This is a genomic window from Pedobacter caeni, from assembly GCF_900129215.1.
Taxonomy (GTDB): Bacteria; Bacteroidota; Bacteroidia; order Sphingobacteriales; family Sphingobacteriaceae; genus Pedobacter; species Pedobacter caeni.
In genome coordinates, this window is the sequence record NZ_FQUQ01000005.1 from 20,433 (window position 1) to 47,002 (window position 26,570).

Sequence of the window (26,570 nt, forward strand, 5' to 3'; positions counted from 1 at the left end):
CCTATTTAATTTTGCTTTATTTGTTTGATATCTACTTGTATTTACTGTAAAGCGTCTTTTTAGGGAATTAGTATGTTTGTACATATTAGATTATGTTGATTTTGATAGCACACACACACAAATATGGTTGAAGATTCTGAAAATGTATTAAAAGCAAAAACTCATGAAGAGATTGTAGTAAACAATTGGCGACAAAGTTTACAGCCCTTATTGCCTGTCGATATTGGCCAGGTAGCGAAGGTTAAAAATTATGAACCAATGCCCTTTTTTAATGTAGGAAACCAAAAGATCGCAAGTGGCTTTGGGGGCCTTACCGATTGGATCATTCAGCAGGGTACAGTCCTTATTGATGGTTATGGTGGGGTATTTTTTAAGGAAATACAGCTTCAGGTTCAAAGGGAACTTGATGAACGTGGTATTTCTGTGAAATGGCATGACACCTCAGCCTACTTTAAGTCCGAAACAGAACTGGAGACTTTGATCGCTCCTTTTACAGGTGGCGCAACTGAAGTCTGGGGTAAAAGGACAACACTGGAATTGAAGGATTTCTTCAGGTATGAGGACATCTTAAAGATAAAAAAAGAAGAAACAAAGACGGTTAATATCATTATAGGTGCAGGAGCAGGGTTAGTACAATGGGATGCTCCTGTCATCTATTTTGAAATACCTAAAAGCGAGATCCAGTATCGCATGAAAGCCGGGGCAATAACCAACCTTGGGGGCAGCATTACTGACGATCCTTTTTATATGTACAAACGGTTTTACTTTATCGATTGGGTAGTACTGAATCAGCATAGATCTGCATTGCTCAACAGGATTTCTGTTGTGGCAGACGGGCAATGGCTGAATGAGGTAAACTGGATCTTAAAGACAGATCTTGAAAAAGGACTAACTAAGTTAAGTCATGCGGTACTGAGGGCCAGACCATGGTTTGAAAGCGGTTCATGGGGTGGACAATGGATGAAAAGCCATCTTGAAGGATTGAACAAAGATGAAATCAATTATGCCTGGTCATTTGAACTGATTACTCCTGAAAACGGTGTGGTACTGGAAAGTGATGGAAAATTGCTGGAAATTACTTTCGACCTGTTAATGGAACTGGAGTCTAAAGCCATCCTGGGTAAACATGCCGCCCAGTTTGGAACGTATTTCCCCATCAGGTTCGACTTTCTGGATACTTTTCAGGGAGGGAACCTTTCCATTCAATGTCATCCCTCAAAAACATACATCAGGGAGAATTTTGGCGAAACGATCACTCAGGACGAAACCTATTACATCATGGATTGCGAACCGGACGCAAAAGTTTACCTCGGCTTTCAGGACGACATCAATCCTGAAGAATTCCGCGCTGAGCTGGAAAGCAGTCAACTGAACAATGAGAAGATCGAGATAGAGAAATATGTACAAAGCTTCCCGTCCCGCAAACATGAGCTGTTTTTAATTCCCGGCGGAACCGTTCACAGCTCAGGAACCAATAATATGGTACTTGAAATCAGTGCTACGCCATATATTTTTACCTTTAAAATGTACGACTGGCTGGCACTGGGACTAAATGGAAAGCCGCGCCCGATCAATATAGAACATGCATTTAACAACCTGCGTTTTGAGCGTAAAGGGGCAAAGGTCAGGGAGGAACTGATTTCCAATCAGCAGGTCATTGAAAGAGGAGCAGACTGGGAGCTGGTAAAATTACCTACCCATCAGGACCATTTTTACGAAATAGAAAGGATCGAGTTTGATACAGATGTAGTGATCTCTACCGAAGACAAGTGTCATATCCTGATGCTGGTAGAAGGAACGGCCATTTCAGCTGAAGTTAATGATGGCGACGGGTACCGGTTTAATTATGCAGAGACATTCATTGTGCCTGCAGCAACTGGTAGTTACAAACTGATCAATCATGGAAAGCTCCGGGCTAAAGTGATCAAGGTCTTTCTTAAAGACAACCTTGAGGGCTAAACACCCAACCGTACTAAACACTAAATAATAACCTGACCAAATATAAACTTATGAACCACAACAACAAACGCTATCTGGGGCTGATTACGCTCGTAGCTTCTTTAGGTGGACTGCTTTTCGGTTTCGATATGGCAGTGATCTCAGGCGTACTGCCCTTTGTAGAAAAGAAATTTGATTTAACGGCTTTCTACGAAGGGCTTTTCGTGTCCTCAGCATTGGTCGGTTGTATCATAGGCGTATCGTTTTCAGGAAGCTTAAGCGATAAAATAGGTCGCAAAAAAATGTTGTTCATCTCGGCCATCCTGTTTCTGATTTCGGCAATAGGATGTTCGGTTGTTCATTCCCTCGATTTGCTGATTGCTGCCCGTTTAATAGGCGGATTGGGGGTAGGGGTGGCCTCCATTGTTGTACCACTTTACATTTCAGAAATTGCTCCTGCCGCAATCAGAGGCCGTTTGGTAACCTGTTATCAACTGGCGATTACGGTGGGAATTTTAATTGCTTATATATTCAACTCGCTGTTGCTAAATTATTCAGCAGCGCAAACCGGTGCAGGATTTTCAGCACTTACAGACCTTATTTACGTAAAGGAAGTCTGGCGGGGCATGTTCAGCATGGGAGGGGTATTGGCCATCCTGTTTTTGGCAGGACTGTTCTTTGTTCCGGAAAGTCCGAGATGGCTGATCAGAAAAGGACGTGCAGCGGAAGGTATGGACATTCTGAAAGCGTTGAATAATGGACAAACAGAACCGATGGAAGCGGCTGTAGCGGTCGAAAGCAAGGAAGAGCAGGCGACTTACAAAGAGTTGTTTTCTCCGAAGCTGAGGAAAGCAATGCTGCTGGGCATCTTATTGCCTTTGTTTTCTCAGCTGAGTGGGATCAATGCCATCATCTATTATGGTCCTTCTATTCTGAACGATGCTGGAATTGCCCTGGAGAACTCCTTTTTAGGGCAGGTGATCTTTGGTGCTGCCAATCTGGTCTTCACTTTTATCGCGATATGGAAAGTGGATCAATGGGGTAGGAGACCGCTTTATCTGGTTGGAACCATAGGGGCTTTTATCAGTTTGTTTGCCACAGGTTTCCTTTTTTCTCAGGGATTGACCTCCGGATGGTTACTCGTCATCAGTGTGACGGTTTTTCTGGCTTGTTTTGCGTTTTCCATAGGGCCTTTGAAATTTGTAGTCGCCTCCGAGATTTTTCCTACCCGTATCAGAGGTAAGGCGCTTGGGGTCAGTATTATGGTGATGTGGGTTGCCGATACGATCATGGGACAGGTCACCCCGATTTTATTGAAATATGCAGGTACACCTGCTACATTTTGGGTGTTCAGCTTCTTTTGTCTGATCGCCTTTATTACCGTTTATAAGTTGCTTCCGGAAACAAAAGGAAAATCATTGGAAGAAATAGAATCTTTTTGGGAGGAGAAAAAGGCCTGATCATAAAAAAATCTGAAGGTTCTTTATATTTCAAAAATAAGCTGTATTCTTACCTTTTACATCATTAATCAAATATTTGAGCTAATATGTCTGTAGTGGTTTTGGATTTTAAACAGTTGTATCTTGACTTTTATGCGGGTCTCTGTTACTTCGCATTTAAGATTTTAGGAGATCAGGAGGAGGCAAAAGATATTGTCGAAGATGTTTTTTTGAAAGTGCTTCACCGTAAAGCGACGGCATCAGAAGAAGAAAACATCCGGGCATATCTTTATATGGCTGTTAAAAATTCCTGTTTAAACCGTATAAAAACCTCTGCAAAAGCAAAAGAAAGGCAATGGCATTATAATGCGAATCTGCCTGGAGAAGAGCATGCTTATGTCGACGAAATGATCCAGGCAGAAGTACTGCGCGAAGTGATGAAAGTGATCGATAAATTACCCGGTCATTCCGGAGAGATCATCAAAATGAGCTATTTTGAAGGCCTTAAGAACGATGAGATTGCCGCCATTCTGGAGCTTTCTGTTCAGACGGTAAAAAATCTGAAATCCAAGGGGCTGGATGGTTTAAAGCGCTGCCTCAGGCCTGATGTTTTTGCGCTTTTTGTACTCCTTTATAATTTGAAAATGACATCACCTTAAAATTGTATCTGGCGAAAGGCGATCCTGGTCCTGTATTGCATCATCTGACCATGAGTAGTGCGCAATTCATTCCGGGCATTTAGAGCTCCCGAAGGATGGAGAACTCCCGGAGTGTACTGGAATCCCCCAGAGTATGGAGAACTTCCAGAGTGTATTGCAATTGTTCCTGAACAATCTCCGTAAGTAGGATAACGCTTTGAGGAATGGGGGATATCTTAAATCAGAATAATTTACATTTTTCCGGTACTTTCTTAAACTCTTGTGGTTTAAACAATATACCAGATATAAGAGATTGGCATGAAACAAGATTACGATAAGATCATTACACTGATTGCTGATTACAATTCAGGAGAAATTAGCGAAGCTGGTAAAAAAGAACTGGAAAACTGGGTAGCTCTTGAGGAGCATAACCGCTTGCTTTTTGAACGGCTGACTTCTGAAGATCAACTTAGAGAGGAACTGAAAATTATCTATAGGTTTAATGCTGCCGATGCCTATTCGGGATTTGAACGTAAATACATCAAACCAGCGAGAAAACTTTGGTTGAGCATCAGTATTGCTGCTTCTGTTGCGATCGCCTGTGCCTTTGGAGGGTACCTCTATTTCTTTCCTGAATATCCTGTTGCTCAAAATCCTCTTTTACTGGCGAAAGATATTGTACCTGGTAAAAATGCCGCAACTTTAACGCTTGCAAATGGTAAAAAGATCGTATTGGGAAATGTCCGCAATGGAGAACTTGCCAGGGAAGCAGGAGTTTTGATTACAAAAACAAGTGATGGTCAGCTGATCTATGAGCTGAAGGATCCGGGGAATGCGACTGAATCTAAAAATACACTGAAGACAGCCAGAGGAGAGACCTATCAGGTTCGTTTACCAGACGGAACACTGGTTTGGATCAATGCAGCCTCAAGCCTGACTTATCCTGCTTCATTTGCCGCATTAAAGACCAGAACGGTAGAACTGAATGGAGAAGCATATTTTGAGGTTTCAAAAGACGCCTCACATCCTTTTATCGTAAAAACAGCCCAACAGAATCTTGTGGTCCTGGGTACACATTTCAACATCAACAGTTATACCGATGAAGGTCAGACTTTGACAACATTACTGGAGGGATCGGTGAAAATAAACGAACAGACTTTACTGAAACCGGGAGAGCAGGCACAATTATCTTCCAATGGGAATATGAAGGTGGGAAAAGCTAATGTTGCCGAAGCAATAGGATGGAAAAATGGCTTTTTCCTGTTTGAAAAGGATGATTTACCAACGGTGATGCGACAAATTTCCAGGTGGTACGATATGGATGTAAAATATGAAGGGAAGATACCTAAAGCAAGTTTTGATGGTAAAGTATACCGCAATCTTAACCTTTCAAAGGTCCTGGAAGTATTGAAATATGCTGATGTCAAATTCAGAATAGAAGACAAAACTATTGTCATTATGCCCTGAAAGTAACTAAACTATAAACCAAACCAAACCAAACCAAATCCTTTATGAAAAAACAACTACGAAAGCAGCTTTAGTGCTCATTTGGTGGCCAATAAAAAACCGCAGAAGTGTTCTAGCACCGCTGCGGAAATAGCTTGGGTCAACCATTCCCGGAAAACCGGGATAAATCAACGTGAACCGATTTACCAATTCGCCCAAACCAATCAAAAGTATGAAATTAAATGCTTTCTACCCAGGCATGCCCAAAATTTGGCTGCCGCTCAAATTATTGTTGATTATGAAATTGACCATTTTCATATTGATCTTATCACTGGTGAATGTGTATGCCAGCACATTCGGCCAAAAAGTAAACCTGGAGCAGAAAAATGTCCCGCTTAAAGTGGTGCTGAACGCCATAGAAGCGCAAACAGGATATGTCTTTTTTAGCCGGGATTATGACTTAAATAAACCTAAAATTAGTGTTTCACTCAAAAATGTAACGATTTATGAAGCCATTAAGTCTGTATTTAACGGGCTTCCTGTTGAATACAAGATTGTAGATAACAACATTATCCTTAAAGGGAATGCCAAAAATATCAGTCCTGCCTTCAATGTTGCCAGGGGAGCGCAGGATACCCTCCAGATCAGGGGAAATGTAGCTGACAAGACCGGAAAGCCTTTGCCCGGAACATCTGTCATCCTTAAAGGAACGAAGATCGGAACCACGACAGACGATAATGGAAATTATGCGCTTCGTTTACCGGATGGGAATGGAACACTTGTCTTTAAATTCATTGGGTTTCAGACTAAAGAAGAACCAGTCTCGGGTAGGAAACTGATCAATGTTGTCTTAAACGAAGACGATTCACAATTGCAGGAGATTGTGGTTGTCGGTTATGCGACAAAGGATAAATCATCGGTAACCGGTGCAATTTCTCAGGCAGATAAAAAGGTCTTTGAATCAAGGCCATTGGTCAATGCTTCCAGCGCTTTGCAGGGAGCCGTATCCGGGCTTACTGTGGTGAGGAGCAGCGGCCAGCCCGGTCGTCAGGGTTACGACCTTCAGATCCGTGGATTTTCTTCCGTGAATGGAAACAAACCACTCGTGTTGATTGATGGTGTGCCTGGTGATCTCAATAGCTTGAATCCCAATGATATCGGTACAGTTACGGTCTTAAAAGATGCTGCAGCATCAATTTACGGGGCAAGGGCTGCGGATGGTGTAGTCCTGATTACCACTAAGAATGGGGTAAAAGGCCCTCCTCAGGTAGACTATTCTGCCAATTTCGGATTGAAAACGCCTGACTACCTCAAAAACGTAACGACTACACAGCAACTGGCAGAAATGAGTAACGAAGCACTCCTGAATGTAGGTTTGCCGGGAGTACCTGAGGAAGTGTTTACTAAAATCAGACAAGGGGCACCTGCAGACCTGAATAAAGGCTGGGTAACTTACCTTCAGGATTATCCGGGGTTTTATACCGATAACAACTGGAATAAAATATTATACGGAAATGCCCTGCAGCAAACGCATAACATCAGTGTAACCGGTGGTGGCGAAAATAGTGCTTACCTATTCTCTGCAGGTTACGCAAACGACAATGGCGTTTTTAAATACGGCAAAAATAATTCAGACCGCTATAACCTGAGGATGAACTATGATTTTAAACTTTTGGATAAGATCAATGTACAGACGCGGAATAGCTTTAATAACGAGATCGTGAGAGAGCCATCTTCTCTGGCCGATGTCATGTCGAACAGTCCGAGGTTGTTCAATTTTGTGCCTTTAAGAAATACAACCGGCCAATATTACACCTACCAGGGTTATATCAATCCCGTGCAGCAACTGGAAGAAGGGGGTATGCGGGAATCCAATTCAAATGCCTTCTCTTTTAATGTCAAAGCGGATGTAGAAATATTAAAGGGCCTTAAAATTACAGGACAGGCAGGGGTAAATACCGGCAATTACAATGATAACGCAAACACAAGGACGTTTACGTTATACGATTATGAAGGTAATATTGATGGCTATAGAAACCCTTTAAATTCGGCCTATTATGCCAACAGCAGAAATCTGTTTAAATCCTATACCGGATTAATTGAATATGCCAAAGTAATTGGAAACCACCATAACCTGAGCCTGATGGCAGGAACGTCTTTTGAAAAGAATACAGACCTGGGAACAGATGTGACCGGATCAAACTTTAGCGGAAACGAAATATTTACATTTAACCTGGCCGATCAGACCAAAGCGGATTATACCAAATTGAATGGTTTTAATACCGACTGGGCATTGAATTCTTATTTTGGAAGGTTCAGCTATGGCTTTAAAAACAAGCTCTTTCTGGATGCCACAGTCCGTTTGGACGGCAGTTCTAAGTTCTCGCCTGATAAACGCTGGAGTGCTGCATTTCCTGGAGTATCTGTAGCTTACAACCTTTCAGAAGAAAAATTTATAAAGTCCTTAAATGTGATCAGTAACCTTAAAGTCCGGGCATCCTGGGGCCAGGCAGGAAATCAGGAAATCAAGGCATTTAGCAATTATGGCTATATCCCGCTGATCAAAGTTAGCGGTGGTTATCCTTTTGGATCTCCAAACGCAAGATTTCCGGGAGCAGTATCAGGCATTGCCTCCGATAAAAGAACCTGGGAGACGATTGAAACTGCCAACGTTGGAGTTGATTTCGGATTTCTGGATAACCGCTTAACCGGTAGCATCGATGTTTACAACAAAGAAAATCGCAATATGCTGGTCAATGTCCAGGTTCCGGCCACATTGGGTGGGACCCCTCCAAGCCAGAATCAGGGGCATCTGGTGACTAAAGGTTTCGACTTCTCCCTTGGATGGAAAGACCAGATTGGTCAGGTTAAATACAGCGTCACTGCGATATTGAACGACAGTAAAAATAAGCTCGTTGAGCTGAAGGGCAATGATGTGCTTACCCTGGGGCATAATTTTACCCATCAGGGTTATTCCTTAAACAGTTATTTCGGTTATGATTTCGCCGGCATCATTCAAAATGCCGAACAACTGGCGACTTATAAAAAGCTGGGTGGCGTTCCAAATAACATTGCCATTGGCGATGTCATGTATAACGATTTGGATGGCGATGGAAACATTACGCCATATGGTGATCCGGCAAAAGGAACAAAAGGTGATCTGCTGAACCTCGGTAACACCTTGCCCCGTTATACCTTTTCTGCAAATCTGAACCTGTCTTACTCAAATTTTGATCTTTCTGTGATGATGCAGGGGGTAGGTAAACAGATGAACATCAGGGATGGTTCATTTTCAGTGCCCATGAGTGCCATTTATTTCCAGTCGCTCGAATATTTTTATGGAAAAAGCTGGACACCGGAAAATACCGCTGCACCATATCCCAGGTTGATTCCGGGAGCAGTAGGTTTCGATAACCTGCTGAGCTACAACTGGCGGTATTCTTCTATGCGTGTAAACAACCTGGCCTACCTGCGCTTTAAAGTCATCACCATTGGCTATAATGTGCCTGAACTGCTTTGCAAAAAGTTAAAACTCAAAGGAATCAGACTTTATGCAAGCGGACAAGACTTGTTTACCATTTCAAAAGGAACATGGAATGGTTCCTTTGATCCGGAAGAAGGGTACAAAACCAATACTGAACAAACTTATCCTTTTACGAGGGTAACCTCTATTGGCCTGAATGTTAAATTTTAGAATTCGATAAAGAGACGATTATGAAACATTATTCTAAACTATTCCTTGCAATAGTATTCCCTATAGGATTGATATTTACCACAGGTTGTAAAAAACAACTTGACCTTAAACCAAAGGATACCTTATCTGATGTGATCTTTTATAAAACCCCTGCAGATTTTAAGCTTGGTGCAAACGGGTTGTACAACTCGCTGGAAGGCCTTAATTTCAATGACACCGAAACTGATATTGCTTTTAATACCGCCAATTCAGTGAGTTCAGGAGATTATCTGCCTTCCGAAACAGTCCAAAGCTGGACAGATGCTTATTACTATATCCGCAATGCCAACAACATCATCAGTCAGGGAGCAGGTAAAACTGATCCGGGGATCAAAACCTACGTGGCAGAAGCCCGGTTTTTCAGGGCTTATAATTACTGGCTTTTGTTTCGTCTTTATGGTGGAGTTCCTTTGATTACCCGAGTGCTTGATGTGGATGATCCCGATTTATATACCGCAAGAGCCAGCAGGAAAGAAACCGCAGATATGATCCTCAAAGACCTTGTTGAAGCCCTGCCGGACCTCCCTTTAAAAAGCAAAATTGCCGGGATGGATGTAGGCAGAATCAGCACTGGAACAGCCAGTGCACTGATGGCAAGAGTGGCTTTATTTGAAGGTACCTGGCAAAAATACAGGGGCGGAGATGCTGCGGAATATTTAAACACTGCAGTAAATGCCGCAAATGCAGTCATGAGCAGCAATGAATATGGCCTGTTTACGGCTAAAGGTGCACAGAGTTACCGGTATCTTTTTATTGAAGAAGGCGATGATTCGAAAGAAAGCATCCTGGACCGCAGGCATGAGGTGAACATCTCCGGACAGCAATACCCTTATTCTGTTGTGGGAACAGTTTGTTACCTGCCTACAAGGAAGCTGGCAGATATGTATCTGTGCAAAGATGGATTACCCATCACAAAATCTACGCAGTTTAAAGGATACAACACCATTAGCTCAGAATATGACAACCGTGATCCGAGGATGACCATGACCATGGTTATTCCCGGAACTTCAATTGTGGAGGTGTTCAACCCGCTTGTACCTGTGGTAAACTGGCCTAATTCCCCACAACGGAACGGAAATACGGGATACATCACCTATAAATACCTTTCTGAAAATGTCTATGGCAATACCAATAACGGAGATAATTTCGGGTACGACCACCACATCATCCGCTATGCAGAGGTATTGATGATTTATGCGGAAGCTTTATTTGAAAAAAACGGGACGCTTTCTGATGCGGATCTGGACAAGAGTATCAACCTGATCCGTAACAGAGCCAATATGCCGGCCTTGACCAATTCATTTTTGGCCAGTAACGGATTGGACCTGAAAACCGAACTGAGAAGAGAAAGAAATGTAGAGTTTGCATTGGAAGGATTCAGGTATGATGATCTCAGAAGGTGGAAAACTGCCGAAACGGAGTTGGTTCAGGACATTAAAGGAATCAAAATCAAGGGGTCTGAATGGCAGAATATCGCGCCTTATAACGCGGCGGGCTATCAGTCCAGAACAGATGCAATGGGCTTTTTAATTGCTCAGCCGGTATCGGCAAGAACATTCAATCCGGAGAAACACTACCTCAGGCCTTTACCTACAAAAGAAATCGCCTTGTACAAGGGCAAACTGATACAAAATCCCAACTGGTAAATTAAATAAAACCGATATGTTTAAAAATATAATTACAGCTAAAAATATAATTACAACGCTTTGCTTCTCCGCTCTGGTACAGGGGGCGTTGGGGCAAGGGAATACCCTGCAGAATAAGACAACAGGCATCATTAAAGTAGATGGCAATGGTCCAGGACGGATTTTTGACGGAATCGGTGCGGTGAGTGCCGGTGGATCTTCAAGATTATTGATTGATTATTCTGATAAATCAAGGAGTGATATCCTGGATTACCTGTTCAAACCGGGCTTTGGTGCCGGCTTTACCTACCTCAAAACCGAAATCGGTGGAGATGGGAATACCACCTGTGGCTCGGAGCCAAGTTTTGCGAGGACAAAAGCTGAAATGGATGCACCAAATTTCAACAGAGGTTACGAGTATTGGCTGATGCGGGAAGCGGTGAACAGAAATCCGGGTATTGAGCTGGATGCGCTGGAATGGAGTATGCCGGGATGGTTCAAAGGAGTCTGGTCGCAAGACAATGCCGATTACCTGGTGAAGTTTATCCAGGGGGCTAAACATTGGGGCTTAAATTTGAAATACATTGCCGGATGCTGGAATGAACGCGATTACAACCGCGACTGGATTGTGAATACCTTAAGGCCGACACTTAACAAAAACGGCTTAAGCCATGTCAAAATCAATGCGCCTGAAGGAGCGGGTAAAGCATGGGGAATTGCTGATCTGCTGGTAAAGGATGAGGAATTCAAAAACACCCTTTCTTCCATCAGTTACCATTATCCTGATTCTTACATGTGGAGTGATAACAAAGAGGAGATGAACCAGAATGCCCTCGAAAGCGGACTGCCATTATGGTCAGGAGAGGATTTCTCCTTGCCAGGAAAATCATGGAGAAATACCATGTATATGGCCAGGAACGTACTGAAATGTTATATCAAGAAGAAAATAGTGAAAGTGAACATGTGGTGTCCGATTGCTTCTATGCCTGATATTGCCTGTTTCTCAAATGTTGGGATTATGAAAGGAACCAATCCATGGTCTGGTTATTACGAAGTATGGCCAACCATCTGGGCGGTTGCACATTTTAACCAGTTTGCTAAACCCGGATGGAAATACATAGACAGTGGTTGCGGTGAGCTGGAAGGAGAAGGTGCCTATTGTACTTACAAAAACACAGATGGAAGTAACGATTACAGCATTGTGATTACAAATGGTACAAAAGCGCAGCAATTGACCTTTAACATTTCAGATCTGAAGAAAGATAAACTGCATGTCTGGAAATCGGATAGTGAAAACCAGTTTCAGCAACAGGCTGATCTGATTGCGATCAATGGTACGATTACCATCTCGCTGGATCCAGAAAGCATCTATTCCATCACCACAACCACGGGGCAGCAAAAGGGAACACACGATATTCCTAAGGAAAAAGCCTTTCCTTTAAGCTATGCAGATAATTTTGACCAGTATTCATTGGATCAGGCTCCGCTGTCGCCAAAATATTTTTACGACAACTCGGGTGCATTTGAGTTACACCAGTCTACAGGTAACAATAAATATTTAAGGCAATCACTGCTGAATGACATTACCCATTGGATCCCTGATGAGTGTGCCTATACCTTTGTGGCGCAGGGAACGGAATGGGAGCAGGGACAAATTTCTTCAGATGTATTTGTAGAAAATGATGCCTTTAATGGAAAAGGTTATGCCGGAGTGATTTTAAGAGGAGCTTATGATAAAGCTTCCCAGGCAAATATTCCCTTTGGTTATAGGTTCAACATCTACAAAGACGGAACCTGGAAGCTGCAGACTAAAACTGATACCCTGGCCAGTGGAACAGTTGATGTCAGTAAATGGAACAACCTGAAGCTGACCGGCAAAGGAAATAACATCAAAGCCTTCATCAATGGTAAAATGGTGGCCGATGTGAAAGACGACCGTTATTCGATCGGTGCTGCAGGATATGTATCCGGATTTAATGTCGCTAAGTTCGATAATTTGTTGCTGAACTATACGCCTGCATCCGGACAACTGTTGTCGGGATGGAAAACGGCTACCTCTCCGGCTGATCCCAGCGGTAACGACCTGATCAATGCGTTTGATGGCAACAGCCTTTCTAAGTGGCGTGGAAAAGCGGATGCGGGTGCTCAGACCTTAACCGTAGACCTTGGATCTGTACAAAAGATCGCGAGGTGTGAAACTTTTACAGATTTCGTTGATAAGAGTTTACAGTATAAGATTGAATACTCGACAGATAACCGGAAATGGTCTGTGTTTTCAGATAAAAGTACCAATGTCAAAAAATCGATTCCTTGTTACGTGGATGAAAGCAATGGAAAAGCCCGGTGGGTAAGGCTTATATTAATGCCTGCTCCGGACAAAACCATAGCCGGGATTTATGAATTTAAGGTTTACGGGGATAAATAAACTTTACAGGGATAAATAATTAAAGAATACACAGGTGATGAGAACGTTATTGACGCTATTTTGTATAGGCTGCTTTAGTTTTACTGTTGCAAGCGCACAGCAAAAACCTTTAAAATTATGGTATGATCAACCCGCAAAAATCTGGGAAGAAACATTGCCACTTGGTAACGGCCGACTGGGGATGACCCCGGATGGCGGAATATTAAAAGAGAAAATAGTTCTTAATGACATTACCTTATGGTCCGGCAGTCCACAGGATGCCAATAACTATGAAGCTTATAAAAGCCTGCCGGACATCAGGAAACTCATTGCGGAAGGCAGGAATGATGAGGCACAGGATCTGGTCAACAAAACCTTTGTGTGTAAAGGGCCTGGATCTACAGGTGTACAATGGGGTAAATATCAGGTTATGGGGGCGCTGGAGCTTGATTTTATGTATAAAGGTCAGCAGGCAGGTCAACCTGAAGTGAAACAATACCGAAGGGAATTGTCCTTAGACCAGGCGACGGCCAACTGTACATTTGCCCTTAATGGAGTGAATTATAAAAGAGAATATTTTACCAGTTTTGATGATGATGTGAGTATCGTAAAGCTGACTGCCGATAAGGCCGGACAGCTGAATCTTCGGATTTCAATGAACAGGCCGGAAAGATATACCGTTCAGACAGAAGGCAAAGAGCTGCAGATGTCTGGTCAGCTGGACAATGGTGTGGATGGTAAGGGAATGCAATATCTGGTCAGGTTAAAAACGAAACTGAAAGATGGTACCCTGAGTGTCGAAGGCAATACTTTAGTGATCAGAGATGCGACCGAAGTTCTGATTTATATTTCTGCAGGTACGGATTTCAGAGGTTTTGCATTTAGAGAGAAAACAAAACAGCTTTTGGCTGCCGCTTTGGAGAAACCTTATGCCTTACAAAAAAGCAGGCATGAGGCTAATTTCAGTAAGCTGTTTAAACGGGTAAACCTGGACCTTGGCGATGGCCCTTCTTCAACGCTCACTACAGATAAAAGATTAGAAGGTTTTTACGATAGTTATGATAAAGACCCTGCACTCGCCACCCTGTTTTTTCAATATGGAAGGTACCTCAGTATCAGCAGTACCAGGGTAGGACTACTGCCACCAAACTTGCAGGGCTTATGGGCGCATGAGATCAATACCGCCTGGAATGGGGATTACCACCTGGACGTAAATGTGCAGATGAACCACTGGCCACTGGAAGTGACCAATCTTTCCGAACTGAACCTGCCGCTTGCTGACCTGGTGAAGAGTCTGGTGAAACCAGGAGAGAGAACAGCTAAGGCTTACTATAATGCGAAGGGATGGATTGCACATGTCATCACCAATGTCTGGGGTTTTACCGAGCCTGGTGAAAGTGCTTCATGGGGCGCTTCCAATGCCGGATCGGGATGGCTGTGTAATAATTTATGGGACCATTATGCATTTACCAATGATGTGGAGTACCTGAAAAGCATTTACCCGGTATTAAAGGGCTCTGCTGAATTTTACAAAAGTGTACTCGTTACCGATCCTAAAACGGGCTGGCTGGTTACTTCACCATCGGTTTCCCCGGAGAATACCTTTTTCATGGCTGATGGGAAAAAGGCCAGTATTTGTATGGGGCCTACGATTGACAATCAGATCGTAAGGGAATTGTTTGGGAATGTAATTACTGCTTCAAAACGCCTGAATCTCGATGCTGACTTTAGAAAGGAGCTGGAAGAAAGCCTTAAAACTGTACCTCCTGCGGGTGTGATCAGTAAGGACGGAAGGATACAGGAATGGCTGGAAGATTATAAAGAAACAGAAGTGAAACACCGGCATGTTTCCCATTTGTATGGTTTGTATCCTGCTGGCCTGATCAGTCCTTTGTCTACTCCTGAGCTTGCAGAAGCTGCAAGGAAAACACTGGAAGTAAGGGGAGATGTAGGTACGAGCTGGTCTATCGCCTATAAAATATTGTTCTGGGCAAGGTTACAGGATGGCAACCGGGCCTTCAAACTGATTAAAGAGATTTTAAGACCCATCCTTAGTCCGAAGAACAGTGGGGGAGGCGGGGGTGTTTATCCTAATTTGTTTTCCGCACATCCGCCATTCCAGATTGATGGTAATTTTGGTGCCACTGCCGGCATAGCCGAGATGCTGGTACAAAGTCATGATGGATTTATCGATTTGTTGCCGGCAATGCCGGATGCCTGGAAGAAATATGGGACAGTGAAAGGGCTTAAAGCAAGAGGCAATTATACAGTCGATATGAGCTGGAAAGACGGTAAGGTTACGAATTACACGATATCCTCCGCCAGGCCATCCAGGCTGAAGCTGAGGGTGAATGGAGTGATGACGGAGCTCATGTCCAAAAAGCTGTAGAGAACTTAAAGCGCCTGCATGCTCTTGTAAACATCTGCCAATAACTGAATGCCTTCTTTTAGTTCATTTTCAGTTAATGAGCCATAACCCAGGCGCATACCGTTTCTTGCTTTGTTGTCCTCATAAAAGCCTCCCGGAGGCACAATTTGAATGTTTTTATACTTTAATTCTTGAATATAGGTGTCAAAATCAATTTCTTCATTGAATTCCAGCCAATAAGCCAGTCCCCCTTCTGGTTTATGGAATTTGATCGCAGAACCGAAGTATTGATGAAGATAGCTGCCCATTAAGTCCCGTTTGTGTTGGTAAACAACCGATGCCTTTCTGGAATGCCGGCCGATGATGCCCTCCTCCATAAGATCGGCAATGGCATGTTCGAGTATGTTATCCCCCTGTCGATCTACCTGTATGCGTAGGTTGACAAGGGATTGCATAAATGCTTTCGGGCCGGTGATGTAGCCCACCCTGATCGCTGGTGCAATGAGTTTACTAAAGGAACTGATGTAAATCACATTGGCCGCCATTTCACTGCTGGCCAGTGCCAGGTTATTTCCTGCTCCGAAATGATACTCATGGTCGTAATCATCTTCTATGATGGCAAATCCGTACTTTATGGACAGTTCCAGAAGTCTTATTCTCCTGCCGGCTTTCATTGTTACAGTTGTTGGAAACTGATGGTGTGGGGTTACATAAATTGCTTTGATCTGCATTTTCTTACACATAGATTCCAGTACCTCCGGATCAATTCCTTCCTGATCCACTTCAATACTTTTGACAACTGCAGCTGCTTCGGCAAAGATTTTCCGGATTGCCGGATAACCGGGTTGTTCTACCAGAACGATATCGCCGGTATTGATCAGCACTTTGGCTGCAAGATACAAAGCCATCTGACTTCCCCTGGTGACACAAATGTTGTTTACATCGACATGAAATCCCCTGTCTCTTGATAAAAGGAGGGAAAGCATCTCTCTAAGTTTTAAATCCCCGCGTTCTGCTCCATAACCGAGCAGCTGCCATCTCCCTTGCCGTTCCAGAATGCGTCTGTAAGCTCTGGACAATTCTTTCAAAGGAGCGAGGCGGTTGTCGGGCGCGCCTTCATTAAAAACAATCAGATTTCCGGATAAAGGCCGGTCGGTTAGGGGATCAGGGGCAAATTTCCTGAATTTGAAATTTGTACTGACCTTCTGGTTCTTTTTAGGCTGATCTTTTCTGATTTCGGGCAGGTTTTCGGACACAAATGTTCCTGATTTATACCTGCTTTCTGCCCAGCCGTCCGCAACAAGTGATTCGTAAGCAAAAATAACCGTTTTACGGTTCACGCCCAGATCTGCTGCAAGGGCTCTGGTTCCAGGTAATGAAGCCCCTTTTTCCAATCGCCCCTTGATGATCTCCTGCCTGATGACCGAAGCAATCTGTGCTACAAGTGTCTGCTCTGAATTAAAAGAAATATTAAAAATGGTTTTCCATTGTCTTAACATCTGGCCCTATGTTTATCTGTGATTTAACGCGCTTAATGGGTCAAATTTAACTTGTTTTTCTGTGATTAGCGATCTGGACCTACTGTATTCTAAAAACTGGAGGATGACAATGCTCCGGTTTTTGGGAAACTTTGCCTCATCATTAATCTTTAAAAATTTCAATATGGAAAAAATAGTAAAAGCAGAGATGAAGCATTTGGCCGAGTTTTCAGTGCTGTTCAATAATTACAGGATTTTCTATCAGCAGGAAAGTGATCTGGAAAAAGCCACTGCTTTTTTAAAAGACAGGATTACAAATGGGGAGTCGGATACCTTTCTGGCTGTTGTAGATGGTAAAGCTGTAGGATTTGCCCAGCTTTATTCCCTGTTTCATTACAAGACCCTTCAGCGTCAATGGTTACTGAGCGACCTGTTTGTTGACCCGGAATACAGAGGACTTGGACTGTCTGTGAAAATCATAGACAGGTGCAAAGCTTTTTGTGAAGAAACTGATGCTTGTGGTTTGCTCCTGGAAACACAGAAAACAAACGATATCGGCAACAAACTTTATCCAAGATGTGGATTTGAAGTGGATGAGGAACACAATTATTACAATTGGTGGAAGAAAGAAACGGAGTCCTAAGCTCCTCCTATGTTTGTAGAAAAGCCCTTAACAGATCATGTTAAGGGCTTTCAGGTATCCTTTATCAGGATAGGTCATAGTTTGCAGACCTATTTTTGATACGCTGTTTTGGGATACAATAACTTAAATGCGTTGTAAACCGCCTGGTGGATAGCTGTAGAATGAATTTCGTTTGGCATATAATCAAAATGAACCTGTTTCAGATTTACGCCATCCTGCTTCAACACTTCTCCTAAGGCAAGTGCATCATTGTACATCGTCAGGTCTTCCTCTTTGTTGCAAGCGCCTACATAAACCTGAACATTGCTGTTGTTTCCTGTTTTCAGCAATTTTGGCGCTTCAGCCAATAAAGATTCATTTCCCCACCAGAGGCTTGGTGTTACGATGATATAAGTATTGAATAGATTTCTGTGTTTCAACAAGATTTCTGTGGCCAGTAAGCCAGCCAGGGATTCACCGATCACGGTTTTTTGAGCAGTGGTTTTATATTTCTTGCTGATATAAGGTTGCAGCTCTTTTTCCAGAAAGGCAATGTATTTTGCTGAGCCCTGTACCGGAAAACTTTCTTTCTTGAAGCCCATTTTCTCTACAAAATCTAAGTTAGGCACAGAAAATACAAAGTCACGTTTTCGGTTCGTATTCTCTATCCCGACAATGATGGATCTTGGGAACCTGTTGATCCAGGGTTGGGTGTTGAACCTGACGATTCCTGCAAGATGGATGAAATCTTCATTCACACCCCCATCAAGGATGTAGATTACCGGGTATTTTGTCGTATCGTTCTTCTTGTAATCTTCAGGAAGGTAAATGCTGATGGTTCTTTCTTCCCCTAGTTCTTTGGAGGCTAGTTTTTCAATTAAGCCAATGGTTAAAGCTGAGCTTTTATCTGTGTTTTTCTGAGCAAAGGTCAGGTTGGAGATCAACGTAAGAAATAGTAAAAGTGGGGCTATTTTCAGCATATCGGTGTGTTTTTTTAGGGTAACGTATTTTAATTTCAAATTTAGGAGAAATTTGCTTAGTGATTTAGTGTGCTGCAAACAAAAAACTGTTTTTGTTGTTAATGTGTTTTAAGGTGCTGATTTTCAGTTGTATTGCTTAAGTTTGCATTAGTGTAGATATATTGATTATCTGATATATCGAATTGAAATTCAAGGCGAGGGTGTATTTGATTGTTCAATTTCTAATCTAAAACCTATAAACATGAATTTAATTGAAATGTTAAAGAATGAGGTAAGTCCCGGGCTGATCTCATCTTTAAGCCAGAAAGCTGGCGTAAGCGAAGAACAGGTGCAATCCGGTTTTTCTGCAGGCATTCCTGCCGTTCTGGCCGGCATCCTAAAAAACGGGGCAGGAGGAGACTCCGGTTTTCTCGGCGGTTTGCTCTCCAATATTACCGGTTCCGGAGCTGAAAGTAATGCAGACGATTTGTCGGCCACTAATGATGATTCCTTATTAGAAAAGGGGAAATCAATGCTTGGCGGTTTATTTGGCAAGGATTCCGATACTTTAACCAATGCAATTTCTTCATCGAGTGGTTTGAGTGGAGAGAAATCCGCAGGGTTACTGGCGATGATCGTACCCCTGGTTACCGGCTTTATTTCAAAAATAATGGCAAGTAAGGGCTGGAGTATTACTGATTTGTTGGGTAAAATTTTCGAAAGTAAGGCTGATATCAGCGCTGCACTTCCACAAGGCCTGAGTGATTCTTTAGGTATTGCCAATATCAATATGCCCGATCTCCATATTCCAAAAGTAGAGGTGCCTGATGTAGAAGTGCCAAGTGTAGTGGTGCCAGATGTAGAGGTACCGAAAGTAGAAGTGCCGAAGGTTGAGGTTCCCAGAGTTGCCCCGGTAAATTATGGACCAGGTACTGAACCTAAATCAGGTGGTGGTTTCTTAAAATGGTTAATCCCTTTGTTGATTATTCTGATTGGTGCCTGGTGGATCATGGGCAGATCGGGATGCAACAAATCAAGTATGAGCAGTACCGTTGATTCTTTATCCGCTAAAGCTGATTCTATGGGTAACCGTATCGATTCTGCTGCCGGTGCAATCAAAACAGGAGCAGCCGCTGCCACTACTGCGATCGCTGGTAAATTAAATGAAGCCGGAGATTTTGTACGAGACCTTGGTGCCAGTATCAGTAAAAAACTGCCTGATGGTACCTCCATTAATATAGGGGAGAACTCGGTTGAAAGCAGGTTGATTTCCTTCCTGGAAGACAAAGACAAACCGGTTGATAAAACCACCTGGTTTACATTTGACCGCCTGTACTTTGAAACCGGAAAGAGTATTCTGAAAGCCGAATCTCAGGAACAATTGAAAAATATTACCGCAATATTAAAAGCATATCCGAATGTAAACCTGAAAATGGGAGGATATACCGATAATACAGGTGTTGCGGCTGTGAACAAGAAAATATCCACAGAACGTGCAAATGCGGCTGTGCAGGAACTGGTGAAACTTGGAGTTGATGCCAAGCGTCTGGAAGCAGAAGGTTATGGTCCTGAGCATCCGATAGCAAGCAATGACACCGAGGAGGGAAGGGCGCAAAACCGTCGTATTGACATTCGCGTAACTCAAAAATAAATCATCTTTTCGCAATTGAAATGCCCGGATCTCCAATTGTCCGGGCATTTTTATTTAAAGCACACCTCCATTTTTACCAATTTATTTGCAGCAAAATCAATATTTGCCAATTCGGGCCAGGCTTGTAAAAGCTGTACTTAATCCCTAACTTGGATTCATCAGCTGAAAGAAATAGGAATTATGGCATGGAATCCGGATGTATACAATAGCTTTAAGGAACAACGATACGAACCTTTTTATGACTTGCTGTCTTTAGTAAAACAGCGACCGGATCTTAAGGTAATCGATCTGGGTTGTGGGACAGGAGAGTTGACGCGAAAGCTGACCGACCATTTGCCTGGAGCCAGGGTCCTGGGCATTGATTCCTCAGCCGAGATGTTGAGAGATTCCGGAGTCTTCAGCAATGAAAACCTGAGCTTTGAATGCATCGGGATTAAAGAAAAAATACAGACTTCCGAAAAATATGACCTCATCTTTTCAAATGCAGCCTTACAGTGGATTGATGGACATGAAACCTTATTTCCTGACCTCATTTCCTGTCTCCGGCCCGGCGGGCAGCTGCTCGTTCAGGTTCCTTCAAACCACGAACATTTTACGCACCGTACTTTGAAAAAGTTAGCTTCCGAAGCGCCTTTTCGAACCGCATTTAAGGGTTGGTTGAGAGGTGTTTCAGTACTTTCAATTGATCATTATTCCCAGATTCTTTTTGAGAATGGGGGTAAAGAAATGACCGTTTATGAGAAGGTCTATCCGCATGTCCTGAAAGATGCCAATGCCATTTACGACTGGACCTCGGGCACTGCGATGCTCCCTTATGTAGAAAGGCTGGAAGACAGCCTGAGGACTGATTTTATTAAAGAATACCGGAGAAGACTTCAGGAAGAATATCCCCAACAACCGGTATTTTATCCATTTAAAAGAACCATTCTGTCGGGGATATTTTAAAATTCATCACCGTTCAAGCCAGATCAGCTGAGCTTATCCGTTTTGTAAATCGTTACCGTTCCGTCAATGAAATCTGCCGAATCACTAATAAAACGGCTGATATGTGGTTGTGAGTTGTGAAGATCCCATCCTTCCTGGTTTTCCCAGATTTCATGAAAAATAAATACATTGTTGTTATCCTTATCCTGATGAAGGTCATATTGCAGGCAGGCATGCTCTTTTCTGGAATCTACCACCAGTTGTTGCAGCATGTTTTTCATGACATCCGAATTTCCTTCTTTACTTTTTACAATTGCAGTTAGGTATATGTTCATTTCTATATGTTTTAATAATCAGACAAAAGTAAAGAGGATTTATGCTGAATTCTCATCATATAAATCATGTTAAGCTATTATAATTCTGAGGTTGTTGATTTAAAATGCCCATCCTCTATCCCTGATAATAAAGAAAATGAAAAATATTTGAGGAAAATATATTGCAAATATGCTTCTGTTTTTTGTAGATTAGATTAATGTGATTGTTTCCAGTGTTTGTAAAGTAAATCAATACGGCCTAAAAATTCCTTTTTTGTAAATCAACTGTTCTCTATATGATAAACCCATTGCAATCGAGGCTGGAGAATTCCGAAGCCGTTGTTTTCTATCTGATTAAAGAGCTCAACATCAAAGTGAGCAGATCTTCTATCCTTCATCAATTAAACGAACATCCTGAATACCCGAGTTTATTGGCGATCAGTGATTCGCTGAATGGTTGGAAAGTGCCTCATGAAAGTTATAGAATAGATAAGAGTGAGTATGATGCAAAGGACCTTTCTTTTCCTTTAATTGCACATTTCAGAAGTAATGGTGGCAGTTTCGCACTGATTCATGGAATTGCAGACGGAAAGGTAACTTATAGTACTGAAACGGAAAGAAAGCGCACAATGGAAGAAGCCGAGTTTCTCAGAAACTGGGATGGGATTCTTTTATATGCTCAAAAAGAAGAACATAGTGGAGAAGAAAATTACAGGATGGAAGTCATTAAGGGGGTGTTTGACCAGGCCCGTGCGCCCTTTTTAATCCTGTTGCTTTTGGCTTGTGTTGCCGCATCTATCGATTATACAGGGTTAAACCTGGCTTATGCGGGCTTATTGGGGATAAAACTGGCAGGTATGGTGCTGAGTGTCTTGTTGCTGATGTCCAGTATGGATAGCAATAATCCATTTATACAGAATTTATGTAGTCTTGGAAAAGAAAACAATTGTAACGCCATTCTAAAGTCTGATGCGGCTAAAGTGACGAGCTGGCTGAGCTGGAGCGAAGTAGGATTGTTTTATTTTACAGGTTCATTTCTTTGTCTGTTGTTGTATCCTTTGTCGATCAACTTATTGGCCTGGTTGAGTCTTGCCTGTCTGCCTTATACCTTTTACTCTATCGGGTATCAGATCAAGATTAAGAACTGGTGTGTCCTCTGTTGTACGGTACAGGGGCTGCTCTGGCTGGAAGCCCTGGTTTTTCTGATGAATTCTTCTTTTACCTTTGATATTCCGGTATCGGTTCTTCCTGCGGTGGCTGCCTGTTTTCTGCTTCCAATTGCCATCTGGGCATTTATCAAACCTTTCTTAATTAAAGCCGGACAAACGAAGCCACTGAAACAGCAATTAAAAGGCTTTAAATACAATAGTGATTTATTCAATAAACTGCTTACCGGACAACCACGATATGCTGTCCCTGATGAGTTACGAGCCATTAAATTAGGTAATCCCAATGCGCAAACGGTGATTACGATGGTCACGAACCCTTTTTGCGGACCATGTGCGACTACCCATAAGATGTTAGACGAATGGTTGCTGACCAGGGAGGACCTTCAATTAAAGATTTTATTCACCACCGCAAATCAGGAAGAAGATGCCCGGACAAAGGTGGCGAGGCATGTCACCGCCTTAAGCTTGTCGAAAGACGGGAAATATGTAGGTGAAGCGTTGAATAGCTGGTACAAACAAAGCAATAAGGACTACGATTCCTGGGCCAGTCAATACCCGGTGAGCATCAATGAAGAAATGAAAATGGTGACTGAAAAGCAAAAAAGCTGGTGCGAAATGGCAGAGATCAGCTTTACGCCAACCATATTTGTAAATGGATATAAGCTGATAGATCCGTACAGACTGGAGGATATTCAGTTCATGGATATTTAGGAATTTCGGTATAACATTCAGTGATTTTGGCAAATTGACAAAATTTTGAGTAAATCTGATTAGATTTAGTAAGGGATTCATCCAGAGGGGTATGGGTGGCTTAAATTTAATCTCATGAAACAGATTTACGCAGGTTTTGTCTTTTTGTTAGGTAGCCTTACTGCAGCTGCACAGGTAAACACCAACAACAACACCATCAATTGGCCGGATTATATGAAGCGCCAAACCATGCGCTGGGATTCCATCAGCACCAGCTATTATACTGGTATCTTGCTTGGAAACGGTTTACTGGGTACAAATATTTATAAAGAGGACGACAATGCCATCCGTTTTGATATTGGCAGAAGCGATGTGACCGATCAAAGGGAACACCAGGGAAACGGACTCTCCGAGCCATTGATCTCCAGGCCGAGACTGCCAATAGGGAGGATGATCCTCAAAACCACAGGAAAAATTACCGGGGCTAAAATGACCCTGGATATTTATAATGCCAAAGCCGAAGGAATCATTTTTACCACTAAAGGAACATTGGAGTTTAGCTCATTTGTTCCTGCAAATACAAATGTAATCTACATTAAGGCGAAAGGGACTCAACAGGAGAAGAACATCAACTGGCAGTTTGTCGGGGAAAAAAGTAAAAGCCCCAGGATGAATCAGAACAATACCGGAAATCCGGAGGTTTATCCGGAAAATCCTGCTTCAGTATTGACTAAATCGGGTATATTCTCTGTTTGTCATCAGCCATTGTTAAACAATGGAGGTTATGCGACCGCCTGGACCGCAAAAAAAGGGGTAAACGAAAGCACCATGCTGATTTCTGTGGGCTATGATGGGGAAGGAAAGTTGGATGAAATAAAAGAAGCGACAGTGGCTATTAACAGCTTTATGGTCACAAAACTGCCTGTTGTTCAGGCTGCCCATCAAAAATGGTGGAACCAGTTTTATCAGCAAAGCTTCATTTCTATTCCCGATCAGCGCATGGAGAGTTTTTATTGGATCCAGCTGTATAAGCTGGCCGCTGCAACGAGAGCAAATAAACCCATGATCGACCTGATGGGTCCTTGGTTTACCAGCCAAACGCCCTGGCCTGCAGTATGGTGGAACCTGAACACTCAATTGACCTATTCGCCCGTTTTTACGGCTAACCATCTGGAATTGGGTAAGTCGCTGTTCAATACCTTGAATAAAAACCTTCCGAACCTGATTAACAATGTACCTGAAGAATGGCGGAAAGATGCCGCGGCAATCGGGCGCATCAGCGGATATGACCTGGTAGCCCCATTATCAGAAGCCAACAAAGACAACGGACAATTTGAACTCGGCAACCTGACCTGGACGATGTTTTATTACTATCAATATTATTCCTATTCCAAAGACCGGGAGGAACTCCTAAAATACATTTATCCATTGTTAAAAAGATCGGTAAACCACCTGCTGTATCATTTGAAAAAGGATGAGGCAGGGGTATTTCATTTGCCTTCCTCTTTTTCGCCGGAATACAAATATGCAGAGGATGCCAATTACGCGTTGTCCAGTTTACGCTGGGGATTAGAAACCCTGATCGCATTGGATAAAAAGGAAGATCTGAAAGATGCAGACCGTGGGAAATGGGAATCTGTACTTGAAAAACTGGTGCCTTATCCGGTTAATGATACCGGTTATATGATTGGGAAAGATGTGAGCCTGAGCAGTTCTCATCGCCATTACTCTCACTTGCTGATGATCTATCCTTACCATTTGATCAATCCTGATCAGGCCGATAACAGGGAGCTCATCCAGAAATCTCTGGACCATTGGATTTCTCTGAAAGGAGCTTTACAGGGATATACATTTACCGGAGCTGCTTCAATCAATGCCATGATGGGAAAGGGAAATGAATCCTATGAGTTGCTAAACCAGCTGTTTGATCAGTTTATCAAGCCCAATACCTTGTATCAGGAGTCTGGTCCGGTAATCGAAACCCCGCTTTCGGCAGCGACCTCCATCCAGGAAATGTTATTGCAAAGCTGGGCAGGGAAAGTCAGGGTCTTTCCGGCAATACCAGATCAGTGGAAGAATGTATCATTTGATAAGCTTCGTGCTGAAGGTGGTTTCCTGGTATCTGCAAGCAAAGAAAATGGCGAAACCTCATTCATTAGGGTCCTGAGTACCAAAGGGGATACTTGTCGGGTGCTCACGGATATGAAAGTGAGTATGGTGAGTTCGGATAAAAGACAAGAGCTGGCATTTACCGTTTTTGAAAGTGAAGGAAAAATGAACATCAGCTTTTCCACTATTCCTGGTGAAACAATTTTGCTTTCTTCAGGATATGATACGAGCAAATTTAATGTACTGCCTGTAAAACCAACAATCAGGGAAAAATGGAGCTGGGGATTGAAAATCAGGTAAACGTTTTATTCTATCAACATAATAGTAAGCGATTTTGGCATCTGTGAAATTATCTCAGGTAAAGCATTTAGATTTAATAAGGTGTAATTTTTATACCGGGTCTGATGATATCAGGTAAAGGGGAGAGAATTTAATGGATAACTATAGCAAATTTTCGGATGAGCAGCTGACCACACTCCTGAAAGCTGGGGACCAGACTGCATTTTCTGAAATCTATAATAAGTATTGGGCGATGTTGTATACGACCTGTCATAAGATGTTGAGAGAGGAGTCTGATGCACAGGATATTGTTCAGGACCTTTTTATTACGCTGTGGACAAAAAGAAATGAGCTTGATTTCAAGACCAGTCTTTCCGGTTACCTTTATGTTACTGCAAGACATAAAGTACTTAATGCCATTCGTAAACGTAAGAATAGTGATAAACTAATCGATGTGTTAGCAAGCTATATTCAGGCTCAGGATCATTCGGTTCTCGAGCAGATTACTGAAAAGGAGCTGGCAATCGCCATCGAAAAAGAGATTCAAAACCTTCCTGAAAAAATGAGAGAAGTTTTTGAATATAGCCGGAAAGCTTACCTGTCTAACCGTGAAATTGCAGATAAACTAGGCATATCTGATAAAACCGTTAAGAAACAAATCGGGAATGCAATTAAGGTTATCCGTCTGAAATTAAGCTTGTCTTCCGGGTTGATCTTACTTCTCATCTACCTCTTTTTCAAATAATTCTTTAAACCTTCTACTACCAGGGGGGCTGGCAGGTGT

Annotated in this window: 17 protein-coding genes; 14 read left to right on the forward strand and 3 right to left on the reverse strand. The window is 42.6% G+C overall.

The features are described from left to right. Nucleotides 1-123: 123 nt before the first annotated feature. From BUC20_RS24125 to BUC20_RS24160, 8 genes are all read left to right on the forward strand, one after another. A complete protein-coding gene (locus tag BUC20_RS24125) occupies nucleotides 124-1,959 on the forward strand; it encodes a class I mannose-6-phosphate isomerase (RefSeq protein WP_073234144.1) in 1,836 nt (611 codons plus the stop codon). 50 nt (nucleotides 1,960-2,009) lie between these two features. After that, entirely contained in the window at nucleotides 2,010-3,398 is a 1,389-nt protein-coding gene (locus BUC20_RS24130) for a sugar porter family MFS transporter (RefSeq protein WP_073234147.1), read from the forward strand. Nucleotides 3,399-3,484: 86 nt separating this feature from the next. Next, nucleotides 3,485-4,036 carry an RNA polymerase sigma-70 factor gene (locus BUC20_RS24135; RefSeq protein ID WP_073234150.1) on the forward strand — a complete coding sequence of 184 codons (552 nt, stop codon included), beginning with the start codon at nucleotides 3,485-3,487 and terminating at the stop codon, nucleotides 4,034-4,036. 297 nt (nucleotides 4,037-4,333) lie between these two features. Continuing rightward, nucleotides 4,334-5,482, forward strand: a complete 1,149-nt coding sequence (locus BUC20_RS24140) for a FecR family protein (protein ID WP_073234154.1) — start codon at nucleotides 4,334-4,336, stop codon at nucleotides 5,480-5,482. A gap of 277 nt (nucleotides 5,483-5,759) precedes the next feature. Continuing rightward, on the forward strand, nucleotides 5,760-9,155 hold the full coding sequence (locus tag BUC20_RS24145) for a TonB-dependent receptor (protein ID WP_159441156.1): 3,396 nt from the start codon (nucleotides 5,760-5,762) through the stop codon (nucleotides 9,153-9,155). Nucleotides 9,156-9,175: 20 nt separating this feature from the next. Next, nucleotides 9,176-10,840: a RagB/SusD family nutrient uptake outer membrane protein gene (locus BUC20_RS24150; protein ID WP_073234159.1), complete on the forward strand. Its 1,665-nt coding sequence runs from the start codon at nucleotides 9,176-9,178 to the stop codon at nucleotides 10,838-10,840. Nucleotides 10,841-10,856: 16 nt separating this feature from the next. Then, nucleotides 10,857-13,244, forward strand: a complete 2,388-nt coding sequence (locus BUC20_RS24155) for a discoidin domain-containing protein (protein ID WP_084529247.1) — start codon at nucleotides 10,857-10,859, stop codon at nucleotides 13,242-13,244. Nucleotides 13,245-13,281: 37 nt separating this feature from the next. Continuing rightward, the gene (locus tag BUC20_RS24160) at nucleotides 13,282-15,612 is read left to right on the forward strand and encodes a glycoside hydrolase family 95 protein (protein WP_073234165.1); all 2,331 of its coding nucleotides are present in this window, start codon (nucleotides 13,282-13,284) and stop codon (nucleotides 15,610-15,612) included. A gap of 5 nt (nucleotides 15,613-15,617) precedes the next feature. Here BUC20_RS24160 and pdxR read toward each other — a convergent pair whose 3' ends face one another. Then, nucleotides 15,618-17,090 (reverse strand): MocR-like pyridoxine biosynthesis transcription factor PdxR, encoded by a 1,473-nt coding sequence (pdxR, locus tag BUC20_RS24165; RefSeq protein WP_073234169.1) that lies wholly within the window; start codon nucleotides 17,088-17,090, stop codon nucleotides 15,618-15,620. A gap of 163 nt (nucleotides 17,091-17,253) precedes the next feature. Here pdxR and BUC20_RS24170 point away from each other — a divergent pair, with 163 nt between their 5' ends. After that, nucleotides 17,254-17,712 (forward strand): GNAT family N-acetyltransferase, encoded by a 459-nt coding sequence (locus tag BUC20_RS24170; RefSeq protein WP_073234172.1) that lies wholly within the window; start codon nucleotides 17,254-17,256, stop codon nucleotides 17,710-17,712. An 89-nt stretch (nucleotides 17,713-17,801) separates the two neighbouring features. Here BUC20_RS24170 and BUC20_RS24175 read toward each other — a convergent pair whose 3' ends face one another. Then, nucleotides 17,802-18,671 carry an alpha/beta hydrolase gene (locus BUC20_RS24175; protein ID WP_073234175.1) on the reverse strand — a complete coding sequence of 290 codons (870 nt, stop codon included), beginning with the start codon at nucleotides 18,669-18,671 and terminating at the stop codon, nucleotides 17,802-17,804. Between the two features lie 241 nt (nucleotides 18,672-18,912). Between BUC20_RS24175 and BUC20_RS24180 the strand changes: the two genes are divergently transcribed. Both BUC20_RS24180 and BUC20_RS24185 read left to right on the forward strand, forming a co-directional pair. Beyond that, entirely contained in the window at nucleotides 18,913-20,301 is a 1,389-nt protein-coding gene (locus BUC20_RS24180) for an OmpA family protein (protein WP_073234178.1), read from the forward strand. A 180-nt stretch (nucleotides 20,302-20,481) separates the two neighbouring features. Then, on the forward strand, nucleotides 20,482-21,246 hold the full coding sequence (locus tag BUC20_RS24185) for a methyltransferase domain-containing protein (RefSeq protein WP_073234181.1): 765 nt from the start codon (nucleotides 20,482-20,484) through the stop codon (nucleotides 21,244-21,246). A 23-nt stretch (nucleotides 21,247-21,269) separates the two neighbouring features. On the opposite strand, the gene BUC20_RS24190 is transcribed toward BUC20_RS24185, so the two are convergent. Further along, nucleotides 21,270-21,560: a putative quinol monooxygenase gene (locus tag BUC20_RS24190; RefSeq protein WP_073234184.1), complete on the reverse strand. Its 291-nt coding sequence runs from the start codon at nucleotides 21,558-21,560 to the stop codon at nucleotides 21,270-21,272. Between the two features lie 275 nt (nucleotides 21,561-21,835). Between BUC20_RS24190 and BUC20_RS24195 the strand changes: the two genes are divergently transcribed. The 3 genes from BUC20_RS24195 (at nucleotide 21,836) to BUC20_RS24205 (ending at nucleotide 26,531) form a co-directional block, all read left to right on the forward strand. Further along, the gene (locus BUC20_RS24195) at nucleotides 21,836-23,419 is read left to right on the forward strand and encodes a cysteine peptidase family C39 domain-containing protein (protein WP_073234185.1); all 1,584 of its coding nucleotides are present in this window, start codon (nucleotides 21,836-21,838) and stop codon (nucleotides 23,417-23,419) included. Nucleotides 23,420-23,533: 114 nt separating this feature from the next. Further along, on the forward strand, nucleotides 23,534-25,807 hold the full coding sequence (locus tag BUC20_RS24200; RefSeq protein WP_073234187.1) for a glycosyl hydrolase family 95 catalytic domain-containing protein: 2,274 nt from the start codon (nucleotides 23,534-23,536) through the stop codon (nucleotides 25,805-25,807). A gap of 133 nt (nucleotides 25,808-25,940) precedes the next feature. Further along, a complete protein-coding gene (locus tag BUC20_RS24205; RefSeq protein ID WP_073234189.1) occupies nucleotides 25,941-26,531 on the forward strand; it encodes an RNA polymerase sigma factor in 591 nt (196 codons plus the stop codon). The last annotated feature ends 39 nt before the right edge of the window (nucleotides 26,532-26,570 follow it).